Below are 20,882 nucleotides of genomic sequence, written 5' to 3'. Positions count from 1 at the left end.
GATCGCCCCGCCTGAGCCCTCCGGGTCCGGGTGCGGGCGATCGACTCTCGGCCGCTTTCCCGCTTTCAGGAGATTGCCATGAGCGATCCGACCTCACCCTCTCCGTCCGGCCAGCCCTTCGAACAGGTGCTCAAGCACAGCGCCACGGAGGTCGCCTCCTTCGCCCGTGACGAGCGCAGCCCGCTGGTCAAATTCCGTCACTTCCTGCATTCACGCCCCTCGGCGGTCTCGCTGCTGGTGCTGCTGCTGTCGCTGGGCATCTTTGGCGCCCTGCTGGGCGGCAAGTTCTTTTCCGCCTTCGCCCTCACCCTGATCCTGCAGCAGGTCGCCATCACCGGCATCATCGGCGCGGCCCAGACCCTGGTGGTGGTCACCGCCGGCATCGATCTCTCGGTGGGCGCCATCATGGTGCTGTCCTCGGTGGTCATGGGCCAGTTCACCTTTCGCTACGGCCTGCCGGTGGAGCTGTCGATCCTCTGCGGCCTGGCGGTGGGCACCCTGTGCGGCATGGCCAACGGCTGGCTGATCGCCCGCATCAAGCTGCCACCCTTCATCGTCACCCTGGGCATGTGGCAGATCGTGCTCGCGGCCAATTTCCTCTATTCGCGCAACGAGACCATCCGCGCCCAGGAAATCGGCGCGACCGCGCCGCTGCTGCAGGTGTTCGGCGACAATTTCCGCCTGGGTGGCGCGGTCTTCACCTATGGCGTGATCGCCCTGGTGGTGCTGGTCGCCCTGCTCTGGTACGTGCTCAACCACACCGCCTGGGGGCGCCACCTCTATGCGGTGGGCGACGATCCCGAGGCCGCGGCGCTGGCCGGGGTCAACGTCCGCCGCATGCTGATCACCGTGTACGGGCTGTCCGGACTCATCTGCGCCTTTGCCGGCTGGGTGCTGATCGGCCGCATCGGCTCGGTCTCGCCCACCGCCGGGCAGTTCGCCAACATCGAGTCCATCACCGCCGTGGTGATCGGCGGCATCTCGCTGTTCGGCGGACGCGGCTCCATCCTCGGCATGCTGTTCGGCGCCCTGATCGTCGGCGTCTTCGCCCTCGGCCTGCGGCTGCTGGGCACCGACGTGCAGTGGACCTATCTGCTGATCGGCACGCTCATCATCGCGGCCGTGGCTATCGACCAATGGATCAGAAAGGCGGCCAGCTGATGACTACCGAACCCCTGCTCATGGCCCGTGGCCTGGTGAAGCGCTATGGCCGCGTCACCGCCCTCGACCACGCCGACTTCGACCTGCTGCCCGGCGAGATCCTCGCCGTGATCGGCGACAACGGCGCCGGCAAGTCCTCGCTGATCAAGGCCATCTCCGGTGCCCTGCGGCCCGATGAAGGCGAGATCCGCTTCGAGGGCCAGCCGGTGCAGTTCGCCTCGCCCATCGCGGCGCGGCGGGCCGGCATCGAGACGGTCTACCAGAACCTGGCGCTGTCGCCGGCGCTGTCCATCGCCGACAACCTCTTCCTGGGTCGCGAATTGCGCAAGCCGGGGCTGCTGGGAACCCTCTGCCGCACCCTGGACCGCAAGGAAATGGAGCGCATCGCCCGGGAAAAGCTGTCCGAACTGGGATTGATGACCATCCAGAACATCAACCAGGCGGTAGAGACCCTGTCCGGTGGTCAGCGCCAGGGCGTGGCCGTGGCGCGGGCGGCGGCCTTCGGTTCCAAGGTGATCATCCTCGACGAACCCACGGCGGCGCTGGGGGTGAAGGAATCGCGCAAGGTGCTGGAGCTGATCCTCGACGTGCGCGCCCGCGGCATCGCCATCGTGCTGATCTCCCACAACATGCCCCATGTGTTCGAGATCGCCGATCGCATCCACATCCATCGCCTGGGTCGCCGCCTGACGGTGATCGATCCGCGTCAGCACTCCATGGCCGACGCCGTGGCGCTGATGACCGGCGCCCAGACGGTCGCCGCCTAGGCAGGCCTGACCCCGGGTCTCCCCGGCCACGGCCGACTGGGAGACCCGCGGCCGGCCCGAGCTCCGCTGATCCGGCTCCACAGGAAAAACCTGACTGGCCGCTCAAGTTATCTCCGGCAGGCACCGATAAAGTCGGACAATTAATTGTCGGAGTCATCCCGCCGTGCCTGCCTTGTCGTTGAAACAGAAACTCTCGTTGTCTGCCACCGCGGCCGTCCTGGTCGTGGGGGTGGGTCTCACCGCCATCAACTTCTTCAATACCCGCACGGCGCTGGAAGCCTCTACGGTCGAGCAGCTGAAGACCGTCAGTTTCGTCTTCAACGGCGGAGTTCGCCAGTGGCTGGACGGCAAGGCCGCGGCGCTGGGCGCCCTGGCTGCCGACACCCCGGACGCCCAGCTTCCGGCCAGCCTCAATCAGGTCAAGAACTCCGGCGCCTTCGACAACGTCTTCTATGCCCGCGGCGATGGCAGCCAGGTCAATGCCAATGGCGTCCAGCTGCCGCCGGACAACAACGATCCGCGCCAGTGGCTGTGGTACCAGCAGGCGCAGCAGAATCCCGGCAAGGTGTTCTTTTCCATTCCCACCGTGGCGGCGGCGACCAAGCAGAACGTGCTGTCGCTGGGCTGGGCGCTGCAGTCGGCGGGCAAGACCACCGCGATCCTCGGCGCGGACGTCAGCATCAGCGACATCCTCGACCAGCTCAAGCGCGTGCAACTGCCGGGCGCCGGCAGTGCCGTGCTGGTCAACGGCCAGAACATCGTCCTGGGCCACGAAGACGCCGCCCTGCTGGCCAAGCCGATCACCGAGCTCTTTCCCCAGCTCGACGCGGACACCCTCCAGCGCCTGGCCCAGGCACCCGGCGAGCGCTATGTGGAAACCGCGGCCGGCCAGCGGCTCTATGCCGCGCCCATGAATCACCATGGCGAAACCCTGGTGATGATCGTCGACAGTGGCGTGCTCATGGCGCCGCTGCAACGCCAGCTGTGGATCAGCCTCGCCATCCTGGCCGTGGTGCTGGGCGGCTCGCTGCTGCTCATCAACCTGCTGTGCAGCTATCTGCTCCGGCCGCTGGGCGTGGTCTCGACCGGGCTGCAGGTGATTGCCGACGGCCAGGGCGATCTGACCCGCCGCATCGCCGTGCAGAGCACCGATGAGGTCGGCGGGCTGGCCGGCCATTTCAACCAGTTCGTGGCCAGCCTGCACGGCCTGATCGGCGGCGTGCGCCAGCATGCCCAGAGCGTGGACGCCGAATCGCAGAAGGTCCTGCAGCGCAGCGCCGCGGCCACCCGGGAACTGGGGCGCCTGCAGCAGGAGATCACCCTGGTGGCCACGGCCGTGACGGAGATGTCTTCCGCCACCCAGGAGATCGCCCGCAATGCCGAGCAGACCGCCGAGGCCATCCGCCAGTCTTCCGACAGCACCGCCCAGGGGCTGACCCTGGTGCAGACCAGCAAGGAATCCATCAACAGCCTGGCGCGGGAAGTGGATGACGCCACCCGGGTGATCGGCGAGCTGGACCACCACTCCCAGGCCATCGCCAAGGTGCTGGAAAGCATCCAGAGCATCGCCGAGCAGACCAACCTGCTGGCGCTCAACGCGGCCATCGAGGCGGCGCGCGCCGGCGAGCATGGCCGGGGCTTCGCGGTGGTCGCCGACGAGGTGCGGACACTGTCGCAACGGACCCAGGCCTCGACCCGGGAGATCAACGAGACCATCGGCACCCTGCAGCAGATGACCCGCCAGGCGGTGCAGCGCATGGACAGCAGCATGGCCATCGCCGAGCGCAGCGTCGCCGACGTGGAACGCGCCTCCAGCGCCCTGGAAGAGATCGCCCAGAGTGCCGGCGTCATCTCCGAGATGTCCCTGCAGATCGCCACCGCGGCCGAGGAGCAGACCTCGGTCACCGAGGAGATCACCCGCAACGTCATCACCATCAAGGGCCTCGGCGACACCCTGGCCAGCGGCGCCGAGGACTCGGAGCGCCAGTCGCGCTCGCTGCAGCATCACGCCGCCGACCTCAATCGCGACGTGGCCCGCTTCATCCTCTAAGCCATAAGGGACAGCCGCCGGCCGCCAGGCCGACGGCTGTGTCCCGGTCGAAGACCCTGCGCCCCGGAGCGGGCATCCGGTAAGATCGGCGCTTTTTCCGCGACGACTCCGCCCATGTCCCAGCCTTCCCGCTCCGAACTGCTCTATGGTCCCCAGGACCGACCGCGCCCGCTGATCTCCCTGCTGGCCGCCATCCAGCACCTGTTGGCGATCATCGTGCCCATCGTCACCCCCGGTCTGCTGATCTGTCAGGCCCTGGGCGTCTCGCCGCGCGACACCAACCTGATCGTATCCATGTCGCTGGTGATCTCCGGCATCGCCACCTTCGTCCAGTGTCGCCGCTTCGGTCCCTTCGGCGCCGGGCTGCTGATCGTCCAGGGCACCAGCTTCAACTTCGTCGGCCCGCTGATCGCCGGTGGCGCCCTGATGGTCAAGCAAGGCACCCCGGTGGAGGCCGTGATGGCGGCCATCTTCGGCGTGGTCATGGCTGGTTCCTTCGTCGAGATGGGAGTGTCGCGGGTGCTGCCCTTCGTCAAGCGTCTCATCACCCCGCTGGTGACCGGCATCGTGGTGCTGATGATCGGCCTGACGCTGATCAAGGTCGGCCTGATCAGCATGGGCGGCGGCTTCGCGGCCCTGGGCAACGGCACCTTCGCCAATGGCGAGAACCTGCTGCTGTCGGGCACCGTGCTGGCCACCATCGTGGTGCTCAATCGCATTCCCCTGCGCGCCCTGCGCAGCAGCGCCATCGTCGTCGCCCTGCTGCTGGGCTATACCCTGGCGGCCTGGCTCGGCCGGTTGAACTTCACCGGCATGCACGAGGCTGCCTGGGTGCAGATCCCCCTGCCGCTGCACTTCGGCCTGGGCTTTTCCTGGTCGCTGTTCGTGCCCCTGCTGGTGATCTACCTGGTCACCTCGCTGGAGGCCATCGGCGACATCACCGCCACCAGCAAGGTCTCCCGCGAACCCGTGGAAGGCCCGCTGTGGATGCAGCGGATCAAGGGCGGGGTGCTGGTCAACGGCGCCAACTCGCTGCTGGCCGGGCTGTTCAACACCTTTCCCAGCTCGGTGTTCGCCCAGAACAACGGGGTGATCCAGCTGACCGGCATCGCCAGTCGCCATGTCGGCCTGTGGATCGCCGCCATCCTGGTCCTGCTGGGGCTGTTCCCGGCGGTGGCCGGGGTGATCCAGGCGGTGCCCGAGCCGGTGCTCGGCGGCGCGGCCATGGTGATGTTCGGCGCGGTCGCCGCCTCGGGGATCAACATCCTCGCCGGCGTCGAGCTGGATCGACGCGCGCTGCTGATCATCGCCGTGTCCCTGGCCCTGGGCCTGGGCATCTCCCAGGTACCGGAATTTCTCGCCCATATGCCGGCCGGCCTGAGGGCGGTGCTGGAATCCGGCGTCGCCACCGGCGGCCTGTGCGCCCTGCTGATGAACTGGTTCCTGCCGGAGACGCCAAAAGCCGCTGACTAGACCAGGCTTTTTCATCCGCGGGCTGAAGTTCCGCGCAGGGGTGCCGATAAGCCTGGCAAGTCACCTGTGGGCTTGCCGCGATCGTCGTTTCGAGCGTGGGCGCCCACCCAGCAGAGCGCCCATGATCAGCCCGGATGTTCCTGTCGTTAAGGTCCCGCTGCGCGAATATGCCGTCCTGGCGCGTGCCATGGGCGCCACCGTCTTTGCCCAGAATCTCGAAAAGCAGCCGGGCGAGCTGGTCGGCTGGCGCTTTCCCAAGGGCTGCTTCGTGCAGAAGGCGCATTTCCAGAGCCTGCTGGGCCGCCAGCCGGAGACCCTCTAGGCGTTGCCTTCCAGCGCCGCGAGCAGGCGCTGCGCCGCGACCAGTTCGGTCTCGTTGAAGACGGTGACGCCGGCGCGTTTCAGCGCCGCCGCCGTGACCCCCTCGCCCGCCACCCGGGTGCCGCTGAAGCTGCCATCGTAGTTTTCCAGATTGCCGCAGGACGGACTGCGCGCCTTGAGCACCGCCAGGCGGATGCCATGCCGCGCGATCAGTTCGAGGGCGGCCTCGGCACCGGCGACAAAGGCAGTGGTCACGTCTTCGCCGCCCACGGTCACCACCGCTACCCGGCCGTCCAGCACGGCGCCGCCCTGGCCACCGGGAATCTCCGCGGGCGGACGTGGCGTGGGCAGGCCCCCGGCCACCTCCGGACAGAGGGGCACGATGCGCCCTTCCGACTGCCAGACGCCCAGCAGATCGAAGGGGCCATGGGCGCCGCCGTCATAGCGCACCCGATGCCCCAGCAGGCAGCGACTCACCAGTATCTTTTCCATACGCCCTCCGCGTCCGTCGCCAATCTACCGCCTAGCCCTGCAGCGGATTGTCGCCACGGCGGCGGAACCAGCCGGTCAGCGACAGCCGCTCGCGGGTGGCCGGCAGCACCTCGTGGGGCAATTGGCCGGACAGGAAGCACACCAGGCTGCCGCCCAGCGGCAGGACATCCTGGTGGCGCTGCTCGTCCAGATAGAGCCGCAGCTCGCCGCCCTGCTCCGGCAACCAGGCGTCGTTGAGATAGAGCACCAGGGAGACCATGCGGCGGTCGTCGTCGCGGAAGCGATCCAGGTGGCGGGCATAGAAGGCACCCGGCGGATAGAGGGCGAAGTGGCTTTCGTAGTCTTCCAGCCCCAGGAACAGGGTGCGGTTGAAGGCCTCGCGCAGGGTGTCCATGAGCTGCAGGTAGCGCTGCACGCCGGGATGCTCATCATCCGGCTCCAGCCAGGCGATATGATCGCCGCGGACGCCTTCGCGGATCAGCGGGCTTTCGCCACGGCCGATACCGGCGCGCTCCAGCTCGCCGCGGGCATGGCGCAAGCGGCATTCGGCGGCCAGTTCGGCGGTGAGGTCCAGGGGCAGGAAGATGCTCTGCCGCGACCAGCCGTGCTCGGCGAGATCGTCGACGATACGTTGCAGCAGGGGATGCTCGGGATGCAGAGCCATCGGGAAAACCGTAGCGGACCGGGCCAGGCCGGCGGGATGCCGAGTGTAAGAGAAGTCGGCCACGGCTGCGCGCCTGCCTTGACCAGGCGACGAATGCCCGGGATGAGCGCCTCGACAGCTAGCCCGGGGTTGCCGACAATGGCGGACTTTCCGGCTCCGTGCCGCTGCCCGAGGTGTCCATGCGCGTTCTGTTCGCTTCCCTGCTTTTCGCCATCAGCCTGCCCGTCCTGGCCGACGACACGGTCAGCCTCTATCAGGCCGCAGGTTGGCCCGAGCAGCGCGGACACTTCCGCGACGCCCTGCAGGCCGCCCAGCAGCGCTACCAGAACAGCCTGCCGCCGGCGCTCTATCAGAGCCTGGTGGACAACAGCAACAAGCGCTACACAGCCGCGGCCATCGACCAGCGCGCCCTGGCCGCGCTGCGCCAGAGTCTGCCGGCCGACGGCCCGGCCCTGCAGTTCTTCCAGTCGCCGGTGGGCCGCAAGGTGGTCGCCGCGGAAATCGCCGCCACCCGCAGCGACCAGCTGGCCAAGAACGCCAATGGCGTGCCGCAGATGCAGGCCAGCCCGGCCCGCCGCGCCCAGGCCAAGCGCCTGGCCACCGCCCTGCCCGTGCGTGAAGCCGGGGCCGAGGTCAGCGTGGCCCTGGCAGGCCTCGCCGCCGACAGCCTGAGTTCGATGCTGCCGGGTCTGATGGGTCAGCAGCAGTCGGGCGGCATGATCGAGCAGCAGCGTCAGAGATTCATCCAGCAGATGAATGCCGGCGACCTGGAGAACACCCTGCTCTATGTCTATCGCACCCTGAACGACAGCGAACTCGGCCAGTTCGCCGACTTCGCCAGTTCGGCCAATGGCAGCGCCTACTACCGCGCCGCCGTGGCGGCCCTGCGCGCCGGCCTGGGCGGCGGCGGTCAGTAAGACGGCTCAGGCGAGACGGTCGTCCAGCCAGCGGAAATAGCGCTGGCGCAGGGCTACAGTTTCATTGACCAGATGGTGCCGCGCTTCCGGCAGGCGCAGCACCTCGGGCCGCGCGAACTTGGCCTCCAGCACTCCCAGGTTGTGCCGCCAGTCGACGGTGAAATCCTGCTCGCCCTGGATCACCAGCGGGCGGCGGGAACTGGCCGGTGCCCCCTCCAGTTGCGGAATCCAGCGCGCCAGGGCGCCGACCCATTGCGCGGGCAGCTCGCGCGGCTGCAGGCCGTCCTGCTGCAGGAATTCGAGAAAGGCCGGATCTCCGGAATTCACCGAGAAGCGCCGCGGCAGGGCGCGCACGAAAGGCTTCACCAGCCGATAGGTCCACAGGCCCTGGCGCCAGGCATGGGGCCTGACCAGGGGCGCCAGCAGGATCGTCTCGCCCAGCTCGGGAGCGGGCTCACCGCGCAGCAGATAGTCCAGCAGGATGGCGCCGCCGGTGCTCTGGCCGAGCAGGTGCCAGGGCCGCGGCAGGTCCAGGCGCCGCGCCTCGGCGATCAGGGCCGTCAGGGCGGTCTGGTATTCGGCGAAGTCGTTGATGCTGGCGCGGGCCCCGCTCGACAGGCCATGCCCGGGCAGGTCGCAGGCCAGCACCGCCAACTGCCGCGACAGGGCCCAATCCACCACGTGGCCATAGAGCCCCATGTGGTCATAGTAGCCGTGCAGCAGCAGCAGGCTGCCCCGCGGCTCGCGCGGCCACCAACCCTGCACGGCGAGCCGGTAGGCACCGGCGGCCAGCGCGCCCAAGGCCACGGTCAGCTGCGGCCGCGCGTGGCTGTCCGCGAGGCGGTAATGGGCGCGATAGCCCTGGTGGTCGAGATCCGGCGGCAGGTCGTGGCGCAGGGGCACCAAGGCCTGGCGCAGTCGGTCTAGATCGAAGTGAGGGTTCATGGTTCGGTTCAGTCTGAAGTAGCCACCATGATCAGCGTCCGGACAGCCGTGGGACAAGCGTCTGCCAGCAGACTTTTCCAATTGTTTCAAAATGCGCAACTCTCCCCTGCGCAAAGGTGTCTGAATATTTCACTGCCTAGGCAGTATTCTGGATACGCTTGATTGCCTGGGCAGATACTGCAATGTCACATTTCGACCGTAGCAATTTTCCGCTGCGCAATTCCGTAGGCCATTTGATCCACCTCGCGAACCAGTACAAGGATCGCGTGCTGGACAGTCACCTCGCGCCCTACGACATCACCGCTGCCCAATTCAAGGTGCTGTTGCTGCTCGCCCGCGACCAGACCGACACCCCGGCCGAACTCAGCCGCTGCCTGTCCCTCGACAGCGGCGCCATGACCCGCATGCTCGATCGCCTGGAAGCCAAGGGCTTGCTGCGCCGCGTACGCAGCCTCAGCGACCGCCGCCAGGTACGCCTGGAACTGACCGAACAGGGTCAGGCCCTGAGCAGTGAACTCATGCAGATCGGCGTGGACGCGCTCAACGACCTGACCCACTGCCTGGACCGCCAGGAACTGGATGACCTCGAACGCCTGCTGCGCCGCCTGCTCAGCCCCTCCGGCCTGCTGCCGGAGACCTCTGGAGACCTCTGACCCATGACCTTTCGCCTGCCATTGACCGCCCTCTGCGCCGCCCTGCTGCTGGCCGGCTGCGTGTCGTCCGAAGGGCTGCACACCCAGGGGCGCGCCGTGGATCCGGCGACGCTCAAGGGCGAAGCCACCTTTGCCAGCGACCGCCTCTCCCCCGCCCAGTGGCCGAGCGCCGACTGGTGGACCCGGCTGGGCGATCCGCAACTCGACAGCCTGATCCGCGAGGCGCTGCGTGACAACCCCTCGCTGCAGGAAGCCGATGCGCGCAGTCGCCAGGCCGATGCCGCGGTGCTCGCCGCCGACGCCGATCGCTATCCGCAGATCGACGCCAATGGCGGTGTGACCCGTTCGCGCCTGGCGCGACCGGACGATCCTCTTGGTCAGGGCGACCGCTACAGCACCCTGCGCCAGTTCGATGTGAGCGGCAGCTACAGCTTCGACCTCTGGGGTGGCCAGCGCGCCGCCTGGGAAGCCGCCCTCGGTCGCGCCCGCGCCGGCGAGGTGGATCGCCAGGCCGCACGCCTGACCCTGGCGGCCAACGTCAGCCGTGCCTATAACCAGCTCGGTCTGGCCTACACCAGCCTGGACGTGGCCCAGCAGGACCTGGAGCGTACCCGCGGCATGCTCGACCTGGCCCAGCGGCGGGTCGACGCCGGTCTCGACAGCGACTACCAGCTGCAGCAGACCCAGAGTCTGGAAGCCAGCGCGGCAGCCTCCCATACCGCCGCCGAGCAGCAGGTACGCAGCGCCCAGATCCGTCTCGCCGTGCTGCTGGGCAAGGGGCCCGACCGGGGCGCCGAGATCCCGCGACCCAAGCTGATCGCCCCCGCCGCGGTGAATCTGCCGGCCCAGCTGCCCGCCGAGCTGGCCGGGCGCCGTCCGGACCTGATCGCCGCCCGCTGGCGCGTGGAGGCCGCGAGCAAGGACATCACCGCGAGCAAGACCAACTTCTATCCCAATCTCAACCTGACGGTGGCGGCCGGCAGCAAGGCCATCCTCGGCGACGCCCTGTTCGGCGCACCGGCGCGCTTCTTCAACGTCGGTCCGGCACTGTCGCTGCCGATCTTCGACGGCGGACGCCGCCGCGCCGATCTGGCCAGCCGGGACGCCGACTACGACCTGGCCGTGGCCCAGTACAACCAGACCCTGGTGCAGGCGCTGGGCGACATCGCCGACGCCATCACCCGCCAGCGTTCGCTGGACCAGCAGATCGTCGAGCAGCAACGGGCCCGCGACATCGCCAAGAGCTCCTTCGACATCGCCATGCAGCGCTATGGCGCCGGCATCGGCAACTACCTCGACGCCCTGACCGTCGAGCAGCAACTGCTGCAGGCCGAGCGCCAGCTGGCCAGCCTCCGGGCCGATCGCATCGACAGCGGCGTGCTGCTGATGCAGGCCCTGGGTGGCGGCTTCCAACCGTCCAACCTGCCGCCGGCACCCGCCGCCGCGGCCACACACTGATACCGAGAGCCCGACCATGGCCGATTCCGCCGCAACCCCCAACGACAATGCCCAGGAGCAGAAGCCGCAGCGCTCCGGCAAACGCAAACTCTTCCTGCTGCTCCTGCTGCTGGTGGTGATCCTGGCTGGCGTGGGCGTCTACTGCTACCACCTGTTCTATGGCCGCTTCCATGCCAGTACCGACGACGCCTACGTCAACGGCAACCTGGTGCAGATCACGCCCCAGGTCACCGGTACCGTGACCCGCATCGCCGTGGACGATGGCGACTTCGTCCGCCAGGGCCAGCCGCTGGTGGAGTTCGATCCCAGCGACACCGCCGTGGCCCAGCAGAGCGCCGAGGCCAACCTGGCCAAGACCGTACGCCAGGTGCGCGGCCTGTTCAGCAACGTCGACAGCTACAAGGCCCAGGTGGCCGCGCGGCGCGTCGAGGTCGAGCGCGCCCGTGCCGACTACGCCCGCCGCCAGCAACTGGCCAAGGGCGGCGCCATCTCCAAGGAAGAACTGGCCCATGCCCGGGATACCCTGGTGGCGGCGCAGAGCTCCCTGACCTCCGCCCAGCAGCAGCTGGATACCAACCAGGCGCTGGTGGACGACACCGAGATCGCCTCGCACCCGGACGTCAAGGCCGCCGCCGCCCAGCTGCGCCAGGCCTACCTGAACCACGCCCGCAGCACCCTGGTGGCGCCGGTCAGCGGCTATGTCGCCAAGCGTTCGGTACAGGTCGGCAGCCGCGTGCAGCCCGGCGCGGCGCTGATGGCCGTGGTGCCCCTGGACCAGATCTGGATCGACGCCAACTTCAAGGAAACCCAGCTGGCCGAGATGCGCATCGGCCAACCGGTGGAAATCCATTCCGACCTCTATGGCGACGACGTGCGCTATCGCGGCGTGGTGGAAAGCCTGGGCGTGGGTACCGGCAGCGCCTTCTCGCTGCTGCCGGCGCAGAACGCCACCGGCAACTGGATCAAGATCGTCCAGCGCCTGCCCGTGCGGATCCGCCTGGAAGGCGACAACCTGGACAAGCACCCGCTGCGCATCGGCCTGTCGACCGTGGTCGACGTCGACCTGCACGACCAGGATGGCGCCCGCTTGCCCACCACCACCCCGCAGCAGCCGCGCTACAGCACCGACGTCTACGACCATCAGCTGGCCGAGGCCGATCAGTTGATCCAGCAGATCGTCCACAACAACGGTCCAGCGGCGCGTGCCGCGGGCGTCGCCAAGCGCTGACAGCCAAGGAGGCTCCCTGGCGAGCCTCCCCGTCCACCCTTCTGGTAATCCGTCATGAGCGATAACGCCTTTCGCCCGGCGAGCCTGGTGCTCGCCACGGTGGGCCTGTCCCTGGCCACCTTCATGCAGGTGCTCGACACCACCATCGCCAACGTCGCCCTGACCACCATTTCCGGCAACCTCGGGGTGAGTTCGGAACAGGGCACCTGGGTCATCACCGCCTTTGCCGTGAGCAACGCCATCGCCCTGCCGCTGACCGGCTGGATGGCGCGCCGCTTCGGCGAGGTCAAGCTGTTCATGGCCGCCGTGGTGCTCTTCGTCATCACCTCCTTTCTCTGCGGCATCGCCACCTCCATGCCGGAGCTGGTGATCTTCCGCGCCATGCAGGGCTTCGTCGCCGGCCCGCTCTATCCCATGGCCCAGACCCTGCTGCTGGCGATCTTTCCGGCGGCCAAGCGCGGCATGGCCCTGGCGCTATTGGCCATGGTGACGGTGGTGGCGCCCATCATCGGCCCCATCGCCGGTGGCTGGATCACCGACAACTACAGCTGGCCGTGGATCTTCTTCATCAACATCCCCATCGGCATCTTCGCCACCCTGGTGGTCTGGAGCCAGCTGGGCAAGAAGCCGGAAAAGCTGGTTCACCAGCCCATCGACTATGTCGGACTGATCCTCCTGGTGCTGGGCGTGGGCGTGCTGCAGGTGGTGCTGGACAAGGGCAACGACCTGGACTGGTTCGAATCCAACCTGATCTGCCTGGGCGCCGCCTTTTCCGCCGTGGCCCTGACCGCCCTGGTGATCTGGGAACTGACCGACAAGCACCCCATCGTCAATCTGCGGCTGTTTCGCTATCGCAACTTCAGCTGCGGCACCCTGGCGCTGGTACTGGGCTATTCGGGCTTCTTCGGCATCAACCTGCTGCTGCCCCAGTGGCTGCAGACCCAGCTCGGCTACACCCCGGTGTGGGCGGGCCTCGCCGCGGCGCCCATCGGCATCCTACCGGTGATCCTTTCTCCGCTGGTGGGCAAGTTCGCGCACAAGACCGACCTGCGCCTGCTGGCCGGTGGCTCCTTCCTGGTGATCGGGGCGTCCTGCTTCATGAGAGCCACCTTCAACAACGAGGTGGACTATCGCCACATCGCCGAGGTGCAGACCTTCATGGGTCTGGGCGTGGCGCTGTTCTTCATGCCCACCACCAGCATCCTGCTGTCCAGCCTCAAGCCGTCGGAGCTGGCGGACGGCGGCGGTCTGGCGACCTTCCTGCGGGTCCTGGGCGGCAGCTTCGCCTCCTCCCTGACCACCTGGCTGTGGCAGCGGCGCGCCATCCACCACCATGCACAGCTGACCGAGGACGTGACCGCCTACAGCCCGGCCACCCAGCACTACCTGGACGCCCTTGGCGGGCCGTCGCAGCAGGCCTATGCCCAGCTCGACAAGGTGGTGGAAGGCCAGGCGTACATGCTCTCCACGGTGGACTACTTCACCCTGCTCGGCTGGATCTTCATGGGGCTGTTCCTGATCATCTGGCTGGCCAAGCCGCCCTTTGCGGCCAAGCCGGGCGCCGGAGGCGGCGACCACTAAGAACCTGTTCACGATCTGCTGCGCGTCGGCTAAACGGCGTTGAAAACGGCTTCGGAATGCTCATTTACCACTCGTAAACTCGAGCGCGAGCCCGGTCCGCTTCCTCAGCCGTTTTCGTGGGGCCGCCCAGGCCTTGTTTATCTCTAGCTCGCGAGATCGTGAACAGGTTCTAAGGAATGCTGTGCTGGGTCTGCAGGTAGTCGGCGATGTCGCCCAGATCCTCGGCATCGCCGATGCCCCAGAATCTCATCTTGGTCCCCGGCACCTTCTGTTCGGGATCGCGCAGAAAGGCCGCCAGGGCCTCGCGATCCCAGGCGAAGCCGGCATTGCGCATGGCTTCGGAGTAGTTGTAGCCGGCCAGACTCCCGGCCTGACGACCAAAGAGGTCATTGAGCTGGGGGCCAAAGCCGGACTGGGCGCCCGGCCCCACCGAATGGCAGTTGTGGCAGCGGCGCAGGAAGAGGTTGCGGCCGTTGTCGGCATCCGCCCAGGCCGCCTCCCCGCCCAGCAGCGTCAGCAGGACCACCACGGCCAGGGTCTTCATCGCTGGCACTTGCGGCAATAGACGCTGGCGCGCTGGCCGAGGCGGATCTCCTGCAATCCCGTCCCGCAGACCTTGCAGAATTCGCCCTTGCGGCCGTAGACGAACAATTCCTGCTTGAAATAGCCCGGCGCCCCGTCCCCGCCGATGAAATCGCGCAGGGTGGTGCCGCCACTCTCGATGGAGCGCGCCAGCACCTTCTTGATCTCTTCGGCCAGGCGGTCGTAGCGCGCCCGGGAAACGCTGCCGGCGGCGCGGCGGGGATCGATACCGGCGGCGAACAGCGCCTCGGCGGCGTAGATGTTGCCCACCCCCACCACCACGGCGTTGTCCATGATGAAGGGCTTGACCGCCATGCTGCGTCCGCGCGACAGCTCGTACAGCCGACCGCCGTCGAAGGCCTCGGTCAGGGGCTCGGGGCCCAGCTTGCTGAGCAGCACATGGGCATGGGGATCCTGGGTCCAGAGCAGCGCGCCGAAACGCCGGGGATCGGTGTAGCGCAGCGACAACCCGGATTCCAGCTCGATGTCGACGTGCTCGTGCTTGGCCGGCGGCTGGTCGGCCGGCACCAGGCGCAGGCTGCCGGACATGCCCAGGTGGCCGATCAGGGTGCCGCTCTCGGCGCGGATCAGCAGGTACTTGGCCCGCCGCTCGACGGCCTCGATGCGCTGCCCGGAAAGGCGTACGTCCAGGTCCTCGGGCACCGGCCAGCGCAGCCGGCCATCGCGGACGATGACCCGGCGCACGCGCTGACCGACGACATGAGGCGCGATGCCCCGGCGGGTGGTTTCGACTTCAGGTAATTCGGGCATGAGGATCCAGGAGGCTTGCGGGTGCCTTAGTAATTGATCCGACCGCTGCCCATTTCAAGGATGGTCTCCTTGAGCGACTCGAAGTCGTACTCGGACAGGCCGACGTGATCCAGCACCCGCGGGGCGATGGCCTGCCACTCGTGATCCTCGTCCTGGCCACCGAGGGCGCGATAGCAGCCGCAGATGTGTTCGGCCATCTTCAGCAGGGCCAGCAGATTCTTGATCTGGATGTCGGTGGTCGACTCCTCGTCAAAGACCGACTGGGCGTTGTGGTGGTTGGCGATGGCCTGGCCGACGTGCTCCGGCAGGCGCCAGGAGCGGGAGATGAAATAGCCCACCACGGCGTGGTTGGTGCTGAAGATGCGATTCTCCACATCCACCACCCGTACCTGCTCGTTGACGCTGGCATAGGCCTCTTCCAGCACCGCCATGTAGTTGGGGAAGCGCTTGAGCATCAGCGGGATGCCGCAGTTGTGGAACAGACCCAGGGCGTAGGCCTCGTCCGGGGTCGGATAGCCGGTCTTCTTGGCCAGGCTCAGGCAGGTCTCGGCCACGTCCTGGGCGGTGTCCCAGAAGCGGTTGAGGATGACGATGGTCTCGTCGGTGAGCTCGCCCTTGATCGACTGGGCGTTGATCAGGTTGATGACCGACTGGCTGCCCAGCAGATTGACCGCCCGCTGGATCGAGGTGATGCGATTGCTGAGGCCGAAATACGGCGAGTTCACCAGCTTGAGCAGGGCACCCGAGAGCCCCGGGTCCTGGCCGATCAGGCGCGAGATGACCTTGAGATCGGGGCTGGGCATGAGCTGTTCGAGTTGCAGATCCACCATGATCTGCGGCTGCGGGGGAATGCTGATGCCTTGCAGGGCCTGACGGATCTGCTCCTCGGTCAGCTGAGGGGACGCTTGGGACATGGGGACTACTCTGCGATGGATGTCGCAAATTTACTCCGCACCGCCCGGCGATGCCATCGGGCGCGACGAAGGAACTTCGGGGAGGCAAAGCGGGACGGACTAGAGAGCGCTGGCAAAAGGCTAGCCCGACCGAATGTCCATAGAGGTATGCGCAACCATGGCTACATCCCTGAACGGCAAGAAAATCGCCATCCTGGTCACCGACGGCTTCGAGCAGGCCGAACTCACCGGCCCCAAGCAGGCGCTGGAGCAGGCCGGCGCCCAGACCCACATCATCTCCGCCGAGAGCGGCGAAGTGCGCGGCTGGGACGGCACCGAGCCGGCCGACAGCTTTCCGGTGGACCTCACCTTCGCCGCGGCCAATGCCGGTGACTATGACGCCGTGCTGCTGCCCGGCGGCGTGGTCAACGCCGACACCATCCGCATCGACGAACAGGCCCAGCAGCTGACCAAGCAGATCGCCGACGCCGGCAAGCCGGTCGCCGTCATCTGCCACGGTGCCTGGCTGCTGATCTCCGCCGGCCTGGTGCAGGGCAAGACCATGACCAGTTGGCCGTCGCTGACCGACGACCTCAAGAATGCCGGCGCCACCTGGCAGGACCAGGAGGTCATCGTCGATGGCCAACTGGTGAGCAGCCGCAAGCCGGACGACATCCCGGCCTTCAATCGCGAGTTCATCAAGCTGCTGGCAGGCTGAGCCATCGAGACTGGCACTTTGATCTCATAAGACTGAACTTATGGCAAAGTGCCAGGGTCTTATCCAGTGCCCCCAAAGCACTTTTAGCCCGCCCTGCCCGGCGGGCTTTCTTTTGCCCGGCGTTTGGCCCGGAGCCTGTTCAGAATCTTGCGAGCTAGAGCCAAACAAGGCCTAGGCGGCCCCGCAAAAACGCCTGAGGAAGCGGATCGGACCCGCGCCCGGGTTTACATAGGGTAAATGAGCATTGCGACGGGGCCGCCCAGGCGGGGCTGGCGATCCAGGGTGTTTTCAACGCGGTTTGGCCGACGCGCAGCAGATTATGAACAGGCTCTTAGGCCTGGAAATCACCCTGCAAATCCACCAGATGGCGCTCGATGTCGGCCAGGCGCTGACCCTGGTCGCTCAGGCCCAGCCATTCGAGCTTGAGGTGCGCCTCGAACGGCAGCAGATAGGCCAGCTGGCAACCCAGGGCCTGGCGGTCGGCGACTTCGCCCCCCATGTCCAGGCTGGCGACCATGGGGTGCTGGGCCAGGGCCACCAGCAGCGCCATCAGATCGGCGTCGCCATCGCGCAGCGGCTGGGGCTCGGTCTCCGGAAGCCACTCCACCTCCCCCACCACCAGATGGTCGGGTTGCTCTTCCTGGCTCAGCAGGCGAAAGCGCCGTCCGCCTTCGATGCGGATACCCAGCAGGCCATTGCTCTGCTGCTGCCAGTCGCGGATCAGCGCCTCGCAGCCGTAGGCGCCCAGGCGATTCGGCGCGGCACCGGTCTCGCGGCCTTCGAGGATGGTCACCACGCCAAAGCTGCTGCCCTGCTTGAGGCAGCGGCCGAGCATGTCCAGGTAGCGGGCTTCGAACAGCTGCAGGTCGAGGCGGCAGCCGGGAAACAGGGTGGTGTTGAGCGGAAACAGGGGCAGCGTCATGAAACCTCCGGGGCTTGAGGGTCCTGCTGGATAGAGCGTCGCGCGCCGCCGAAGGCTCCCGCGCGGCGACGCGCGGGAGCCTTGCGGATCAGAAGCGATAGACCTCGGCGCCGGTGCGGATGGGCACCACGGCCGGCAGCGTCGGCCGGGCCTGGGCCTCTTCCACGAGTTTCTTCGGTTCCTTGCGCGCCACTTCGCTGTCACGCCGGCCGCGCTGGGCGACCTTGGTGAGATCGGTGGCCAGCCGCGCCGACAGCTGTTGCAGCAATTCGCTCTGGGCGCGCACCTGGGCCGCGCGATCACCTGCATGACGAGCCTGCAGGTGGACCACCTCGGTGTCCAGCAGACGACCCTGGCCGTCGCGCAGTTGCCAGCTGGCGTCGAGGGCGGCAGGCGCCTGGTCACCGGCATCGAGGCGGGTCACCACCAGTCCCACCCGGTACTGCGGATCGAAGCCGGCGGGTTGTTCACCCACCACCACCCGACCGCTGTTGAGGCGACCGGCGAGCTGGCGCTGCAGCAACTGGCGCACGTTTGCGTCGAGCGGCCCGGCCCAGTGATCGCGGGTGGTCTTGAGACTGCCGTCGGGCTGGCGTTCCAGCAGGACATCGCGCTGCAGGTAGTCGGCCAGCTGCAGGTTTTCGATCCACACGGCAAGACCACGCTCGCTGCTCGCGGGCGTACGCGCATTGCCGCCATCGAGCTGATAGTAGTGGCTGGGGCCGAGGCTGGCACAGCCACCCAGGCCGGCCAGCAGGCCAACGAGCGCCAGCCTGGCGAGACACATCCGTTTCATCGAGGCTCTCTCTCGACGGGCGCCACGGCCCGGCGAGTCCTGGTCGAAAAAATCCGGGCTATGCTAGCGGCTGACCGCGGGCGGCTCAAGCTTCCACCTGCAGCGAGTCCACCCGCTGGAAGCCCCGCGGCAACTTGTTGCCGCGCCGACCGCGCTCGGCCCGGTAGTGCTCCAGATCGCTGCCCTTGAGGGTATAGGGCCGTTTGCCGGCCTGCAGCGTGAGGGAGGCGCCGGCCGGCACCACGGCCAGATCGACCACGTATTCCTCGCGCTTGGCGACCCGCTCGCCAGGGATGGAGATCAGCTTGTTGCCCTTGCCCTTGGCCAGTTGCGGCAGTTCGCTGATGGCGAACACCAGCAACCGTCCCTCGTTGGTGACCACCGCGAGAGAGGTGTCCTCCAGGGACGCCACCGGCTTGGGCGGCAGCACCTTGGCACCGTTGGGCAGGCTGATCAGCGCCTTGCCGGCCTTGTTCTTGGCTTGCAGGTCCTCGCCCTTGACCACGAAGCCGTAGCCGGCGTCCGAGGCCATGACATAGAGACCGCTGTCGTCCGGCAGCAACAGGCATTCGAAGCTGGCGCCCGGCGGCGGCGTCAGGCGGCCGGTCAGGGGCTCGCCCTGGCCACGCGCCGACGGCAGCGAATGGGCGGCCACCGAATAGCTGCGCCCGGTGGAATCGATGAACACGGCGAACTGGTTGGAGCGGCCCAGGGCCGCCGCCTTGAAGCCGTCGCCGGCCTTGTAGGACAGCCCGGTCGGATCGACGTCGTGCCCTTTGGCCTGGCGCACCCAGCCCTTCTCGGACAGCACCACGGTCACCGGCTCGGTGGGCATGAGTTCGGTTTCGGACAAGGCCTTGGCTTCGGCACGCTCGACGATGGGCGAGCGTCGCGCGTCGCCATAGGTCTCGGCGTCCTTGATCAGTTCGTCGCGGACCAGGTTGCGCAGCTTCTTGTCGCTGCCCAGCAGGGTCTGCAGGCGCTTCTGCTCCTTGAGCAGCTCGGCCTGTTCGCCACGGATCTTCATCTCTTCCAGCCGCGCCAGTTGGCGCAGCCGAGTTTCCAGAATGTAGTCGGCCTGTTCCTCGGAGAGCTCGAAGCGGGCCATCAGCGCCTGCTTGGGATGCTCCTCGGTGCGGATGATGTGGATCACCTCGTCCAGATTGAGGAAGGCGACCAGCAGGCCATCCAGCAGATGCAGGCGGCGATTGACCTTGTCCAGGCGGAACTGCAGGCGACGGCGTACGGTGCCGATGCGATAGATCAGCCACTCCTGGAGGATCTGCCGGAGATCCTTGACCTGGGGCTTGCCGTCCAGACCGATGACGTTGAGGTTGACCCGGTAGCTGGACTCCAGATCGGTGGTGGCGAACAGGTGCTGCATCAGCTCGTCGGCATCGATGCGATTGGAGCGCGGCACGATGACGATGCGGGTCGGATTCTCATGGTCCGACTCGTCGCGCAGGTCGGCCACCATGGGCAGCTTCTTGGCCTGCATCTGGGCGGCGATCTGCTCCAGCACCTTGGAACCGGAGACCTGGTGCGGCAGCGCGGTGATGACCACGTCGCCGTCCTCGCGGCGGTAGACGGCGCGCATGCGCACCGAGCCGCGACCGGTCTCGTAGATCTTGCGCAGGTCGGCCCGCGGCGTGACGATCTCGGCCTCGGTGGGGAAGTCCGGACCGGGCACGTGTTCGAGCAGCTCGGGAATCCCGGCGATGGGGTCGTCCAGCAGGCGCACGCAGGCGGCGGCCACCTCGCGCAGGTTGTGCGGCGGGATGTCGGTGGCCATGCCCACGGCGATGCCGGTGGTGCCGTTGAGCAGCAGATTGGGCAGGCGTGCCGGCAGCACCGCCGGCTCGTTCAGGGTGCCGTCGAAGTTGGGTACCCAGTCCACGGTGCCCTGCCCCAGTTCGCTGAGCAGCACCTCGGAATAGCGCGACAGCCGCGCCTCGGTATAGCGCATGGCGGCAAAGGATTTGGGATCGTCCGGCGCGCCCCAATTGCCCTGGCCATCCACCAGCGGATAGCGATAGGAAAACGGCTGGGCCATGAGCACCATGGCTTCGTAGCAGGCCGAGTCGCCGTGGGGGTGGTATTTACCGAGGACGTCGCCCACGGTACGGGCGGACTTCTTGTGCTTGGCGTCGGCGTCCAGGCCCAGTTCGCTCATGGCATAGACGATGCGGCGCTGGACCGGCTTGAGGCCGTCGCCGATGTGCGGCAGGGCGCGGTCCATGATGACGTACATGGAGTAGTTCAGGTACGCCTGCTCGGTGAAGTCGGCCAGCGAACGGCGTTCGACGCCATCCAGGCTCAGGTCGAGGGGTGCACTCATGGGAATCCTTTGGTGTTACGTCTTTGATCGGGGTGTCGTGTCCATCGCGGCCGTGGCGGTCCGCCGAAGCGGCCGCTCCTACAGGGGCGATGGAGACCGTAGGAGCGGTCGCTGCGGCTAACCGCCATGGCCGCGATAAGCACAGCCAACAT

At 67.3% G+C, this 20,882-nt stretch carries 20 protein-coding genes and 1 pseudogene; 12 read left to right on the top strand and 9 right to left on the bottom strand.

The features are described 5' to 3' along the window. Positions 1 to 78: 78 nt before the first annotated feature. From PSK12I2_RS0123105 to PSK12I2_RS0123085, 6 genes and pseudogenes are all read left to right on the top strand, one after another. On the top strand, positions 79 to 1,161 hold the full coding sequence (locus PSK12I2_RS0123105; RefSeq protein ID WP_027600259.1) for an ABC transporter permease: 1,083 nt from the start codon (positions 79 to 81) through the stop codon (positions 1,159 to 1,161). Then, positions 1,161 to 1,928 (top strand): ATP-binding cassette domain-containing protein, encoded by a 768-nt coding sequence (locus PSK12I2_RS0123100; protein WP_042137188.1) that lies wholly within the window; start codon positions 1,161 to 1,163, stop codon positions 1,926 to 1,928. Before PSK12I2_RS0123105 ends, PSK12I2_RS0123100 begins: the two co-directional genes overlap by 1 nt. Positions 1,929 to 2,091: 163 nt before the next feature. Then, positions 2,092 to 3,120 (top strand): annotated as a pseudogene (locus tag PSK12I2_RS25685) (cache domain-containing protein); the annotation flags it as partial. 153 nt (positions 3,121 to 3,273) lie between these two features. Beyond that, on the top strand, positions 3,274 to 3,978 hold the full coding sequence (locus tag PSK12I2_RS25680; protein WP_371100893.1) for a methyl-accepting chemotaxis protein: 705 nt from the start codon (positions 3,274 to 3,276) through the stop codon (positions 3,976 to 3,978). A 114-nt stretch (positions 3,979 to 4,092) separates the two neighbouring features. After that, complete coding sequence (locus PSK12I2_RS0123090; protein ID WP_027600257.1) at positions 4,093 to 5,451, top strand: nucleobase:cation symporter-2 family protein; 1,359 nt, start codon at positions 4,093 to 4,095, stop codon at positions 5,449 to 5,451. 121 nt (positions 5,452 to 5,572) lie between these two features. After that, on the top strand, positions 5,573 to 5,773 hold the full coding sequence (locus PSK12I2_RS0123085) for a hypothetical protein (RefSeq protein ID WP_007162082.1): 201 nt from the start codon (positions 5,573 to 5,575) through the stop codon (positions 5,771 to 5,773). Here PSK12I2_RS0123085 and PSK12I2_RS0123080 read toward each other — a convergent pair. Together PSK12I2_RS0123080 and PSK12I2_RS0123075 are read right to left on the bottom strand one after the other, a co-directional pair. Continuing rightward, positions 5,770 to 6,264 (bottom strand): DUF523 domain-containing protein, encoded by a 495-nt coding sequence (locus PSK12I2_RS0123080; RefSeq protein ID WP_027600256.1) that lies wholly within the window; start codon positions 6,262 to 6,264, stop codon positions 5,770 to 5,772. The two genes, PSK12I2_RS0123085 and PSK12I2_RS0123080, sit on opposite strands and share 4 nt — an antisense overlap. Before the next feature lie 31 nt (positions 6,265 to 6,295). Next, positions 6,296 to 6,928 (bottom strand): 2OG-Fe(II) oxygenase, encoded by a 633-nt coding sequence (locus PSK12I2_RS0123075; RefSeq protein WP_027600255.1) that lies wholly within the window; start codon positions 6,926 to 6,928, stop codon positions 6,296 to 6,298. Positions 6,929 to 7,107: 179 nt separating this feature from the next. Here PSK12I2_RS0123075 and PSK12I2_RS0123070 point away from each other — a divergent pair, with 179 nt between their 5' ends. Beyond that, entirely contained in the window at positions 7,108 to 7,845 is a 738-nt protein-coding gene (locus PSK12I2_RS0123070) for a DUF2059 domain-containing protein (RefSeq protein ID WP_007162085.1), read from the top strand. A 6-nt stretch (positions 7,846 to 7,851) separates the two neighbouring features. Here PSK12I2_RS0123070 and PSK12I2_RS0123065 read toward each other — a convergent pair whose 3' ends face one another. Then, positions 7,852 to 8,790, bottom strand: coding sequence for an alpha/beta hydrolase (locus tag PSK12I2_RS0123065; protein WP_027600254.1), 939 nt, complete (start codon positions 8,788 to 8,790; stop codon positions 7,852 to 7,854). 182 nt (positions 8,791 to 8,972) lie between these two features. On the opposite strand from PSK12I2_RS0123065, the gene PSK12I2_RS0123060 reads away from it, so the two are divergent. The 4 genes from PSK12I2_RS0123060 to PSK12I2_RS0123045 are packed head-to-tail and all read left to right on the top strand — an operon-like array spanning position 8,973 to position 13,710. Then, positions 8,973 to 9,443, top strand: coding sequence for a MarR family transcriptional regulator (locus tag PSK12I2_RS0123060; RefSeq protein ID WP_007162087.1), 471 nt, complete (start codon positions 8,973 to 8,975; stop codon positions 9,441 to 9,443). A 3-nt stretch (positions 9,444 to 9,446) separates the two neighbouring features. Then, on the top strand, positions 9,447 to 10,901 hold the full coding sequence (locus PSK12I2_RS0123055) for an efflux transporter outer membrane subunit (protein WP_027600253.1): 1,455 nt from the start codon (positions 9,447 to 9,449) through the stop codon (positions 10,899 to 10,901). A gap of 16 nt (positions 10,902 to 10,917) precedes the next feature. Continuing rightward, positions 10,918 to 12,129: an efflux RND transporter periplasmic adaptor subunit gene (locus PSK12I2_RS0123050; RefSeq protein ID WP_007162089.1), complete on the top strand. Its 1,212-nt coding sequence runs from the start codon at positions 10,918 to 10,920 to the stop codon at positions 12,127 to 12,129. Between the two features lie 54 nt (positions 12,130 to 12,183). Then, complete coding sequence (locus PSK12I2_RS0123045; protein ID WP_007162090.1) at positions 12,184 to 13,710, top strand: DHA2 family efflux MFS transporter permease subunit; 1,527 nt, start codon at positions 12,184 to 12,186, stop codon at positions 13,708 to 13,710. Positions 13,711 to 13,879: 169 nt separating this feature from the next. Here the strand turns inward: PSK12I2_RS0123045 and PSK12I2_RS0123040 are convergent, their stop codons facing one another. Genes PSK12I2_RS0123040 through PSK12I2_RS0123030 form a run of 3 tightly spaced genes read right to left on the bottom strand, consistent with a single transcriptional unit; the run spans position 13,880 to position 15,914 of the window. Next, positions 13,880 to 14,254 carry a cytochrome c family protein gene (locus PSK12I2_RS0123040; RefSeq protein WP_027600252.1) on the bottom strand — a complete coding sequence of 125 codons (375 nt, stop codon included), beginning with the start codon at positions 14,252 to 14,254 and terminating at the stop codon, positions 13,880 to 13,882. After that, on the bottom strand, positions 14,251 to 15,063 hold the full coding sequence (gene mutM / locus PSK12I2_RS0123035; RefSeq protein ID WP_027600251.1) for a bifunctional DNA-formamidopyrimidine glycosylase/DNA-(apurinic or apyrimidinic site) lyase: 813 nt from the start codon (positions 15,061 to 15,063) through the stop codon (positions 14,251 to 14,253). The genes PSK12I2_RS0123040 and mutM overlap by 4 nt, the downstream gene beginning before the upstream one ends. A gap of 26 nt (positions 15,064 to 15,089) precedes the next feature. Further along, the gene (locus PSK12I2_RS0123030; RefSeq protein WP_161796604.1) at positions 15,090 to 15,914 is read right to left on the bottom strand and encodes an HDOD domain-containing protein; all 825 of its coding nucleotides are present in this window, start codon (positions 15,912 to 15,914) and stop codon (positions 15,090 to 15,092) included. Positions 15,915 to 16,134: 220 nt separating this feature from the next. Here PSK12I2_RS0123030 and PSK12I2_RS0123025 point away from each other — a divergent pair, with 220 nt between their 5' ends. Beyond that, complete coding sequence (locus PSK12I2_RS0123025; RefSeq protein WP_027600250.1) at positions 16,135 to 16,674, top strand: type 1 glutamine amidotransferase domain-containing protein; 540 nt, start codon at positions 16,135 to 16,137, stop codon at positions 16,672 to 16,674. Between the two features lie 331 nt (positions 16,675 to 17,005). On the opposite strand, the gene PSK12I2_RS0123020 is transcribed toward PSK12I2_RS0123025, so the two are convergent. The 3 genes from PSK12I2_RS0123020 to parC all read right to left on the bottom strand — a co-directional run bounded on the left by PSK12I2_RS0123020 (position 17,006) and on the right by parC (position 20,730). Continuing rightward, positions 17,006 to 17,596, bottom strand: a complete 591-nt coding sequence (locus tag PSK12I2_RS0123020; protein WP_007162095.1) for an LON peptidase substrate-binding domain-containing protein — start codon at positions 17,594 to 17,596, stop codon at positions 17,006 to 17,008. An 88-nt stretch (positions 17,597 to 17,684) separates the two neighbouring features. Then, positions 17,685 to 18,392 (bottom strand): membrane integrity-associated transporter subunit PqiC, encoded by a 708-nt coding sequence (locus tag PSK12I2_RS0123015; protein ID WP_027600249.1) that lies wholly within the window; start codon positions 18,390 to 18,392, stop codon positions 17,685 to 17,687. A gap of 85 nt (positions 18,393 to 18,477) precedes the next feature. Further along, positions 18,478 to 20,730 (bottom strand): DNA topoisomerase IV subunit A, encoded by a 2,253-nt coding sequence (gene parC / locus PSK12I2_RS0123010; RefSeq protein WP_027600248.1) that lies wholly within the window; start codon positions 20,728 to 20,730, stop codon positions 18,478 to 18,480. Positions 20,731 to 20,882 lie beyond the last annotated feature (152 nt).

The sequence above is a fragment of the Pseudomonas sp. MOIL14HWK12:I2 genome (assembly GCF_000510745.1).
GTDB lineage: Bacteria > Pseudomonadota > Gammaproteobacteria > Pseudomonadales > Pseudomonadaceae > Chryseomonas > Chryseomonas oryzihabitans.
Note: the sequence above shows the minus strand (reverse complement) of the source record. Positions and strands in the feature narration are given on the sequence as shown.

Bases quoted from the DNA above. Each gene is read 5' to 3' on its own strand.
- PSK12I2_RS0123045 (WP_007162090.1), top strand. From the start codon at position 12,184: ATGAGCGATAACGCCTTTCGCCCGGCGAGCCTGGTGCTCGCCACGGTG.
- PSK12I2_RS0123050 (WP_007162089.1), top strand. From the start codon at position 10,918: ATGGCCGATTCCGCCGCAACCCCCAACGACAATGCCCAGGAGCAGAAG.
- PSK12I2_RS0123065 (WP_027600254.1), bottom strand. From the start codon at position 8,790: ATGAACCCTCACTTCGATCTAGACCGACTGCGCCAGGCCTTGGTGCCC.
- PSK12I2_RS0123060 (WP_007162087.1), top strand. From the start codon at position 8,973: ATGTCACATTTCGACCGTAGCAATTTTCCGCTGCGCAATTCCGTAGGC.
- PSK12I2_RS0123090 (WP_027600257.1), top strand. From the start codon at position 4,093: ATGTCCCAGCCTTCCCGCTCCGAACTGCTCTATGGTCCCCAGGACCGA.
- PSK12I2_RS0123085 (WP_007162082.1), top strand. From the start codon at position 5,573: ATGATCAGCCCGGATGTTCCTGTCGTTAAGGTCCCGCTGCGCGAATAT.
- PSK12I2_RS0123105 (WP_027600259.1), top strand. From the start codon at position 79: ATGAGCGATCCGACCTCACCCTCTCCGTCCGGCCAGCCCTTCGAACAG.
- PSK12I2_RS0123055 (WP_027600253.1), top strand. From the start codon at position 9,447: ATGACCTTTCGCCTGCCATTGACCGCCCTCTGCGCCGCCCTGCTGCTG.
- PSK12I2_RS25680 (WP_371100893.1), top strand. From the start codon at position 3,274: ATGTCTTCCGCCACCCAGGAGATCGCCCGCAATGCCGAGCAGACCGCC.
- PSK12I2_RS0123100 (WP_042137188.1), top strand. From the start codon at position 1,161: ATGACTACCGAACCCCTGCTCATGGCCCGTGGCCTGGTGAAGCGCTAT.
- PSK12I2_RS0123025 (WP_027600250.1), top strand. From the start codon at position 16,135: ATGGCTACATCCCTGAACGGCAAGAAAATCGCCATCCTGGTCACCGAC.
- PSK12I2_RS0123015 (WP_027600249.1), bottom strand. From the start codon at position 18,392: ATGAAACGGATGTGTCTCGCCAGGCTGGCGCTCGTTGGCCTGCTGGCC.
- PSK12I2_RS0123080 (WP_027600256.1), bottom strand. From the start codon at position 6,264: ATGGAAAAGATACTGGTGAGTCGCTGCCTGCTGGGGCATCGGGTGCGC.
- PSK12I2_RS0123020 (WP_007162095.1), bottom strand. From the start codon at position 17,596: ATGACGCTGCCCCTGTTTCCGCTCAACACCACCCTGTTTCCCGGCTGC.
- PSK12I2_RS0123075 (WP_027600255.1), bottom strand. From the start codon at position 6,928: ATGGCTCTGCATCCCGAGCATCCCCTGCTGCAACGTATCGTCGACGAT.
- PSK12I2_RS0123070 (WP_007162085.1), top strand. From the start codon at position 7,108: ATGCGCGTTCTGTTCGCTTCCCTGCTTTTCGCCATCAGCCTGCCCGTC.
- parC (WP_027600248.1), bottom strand. From the start codon at position 20,730: ATGAGTGCACCCCTCGACCTGAGCCTGGATGGCGTCGAACGCCGTTCG.
- PSK12I2_RS0123040 (WP_027600252.1), bottom strand. From the start codon at position 14,254: ATGAAGACCCTGGCCGTGGTGGTCCTGCTGACGCTGCTGGGCGGGGAG.
- mutM (WP_027600251.1), bottom strand. From the start codon at position 15,063: ATGCCCGAATTACCTGAAGTCGAAACCACCCGCCGGGGCATCGCGCCT.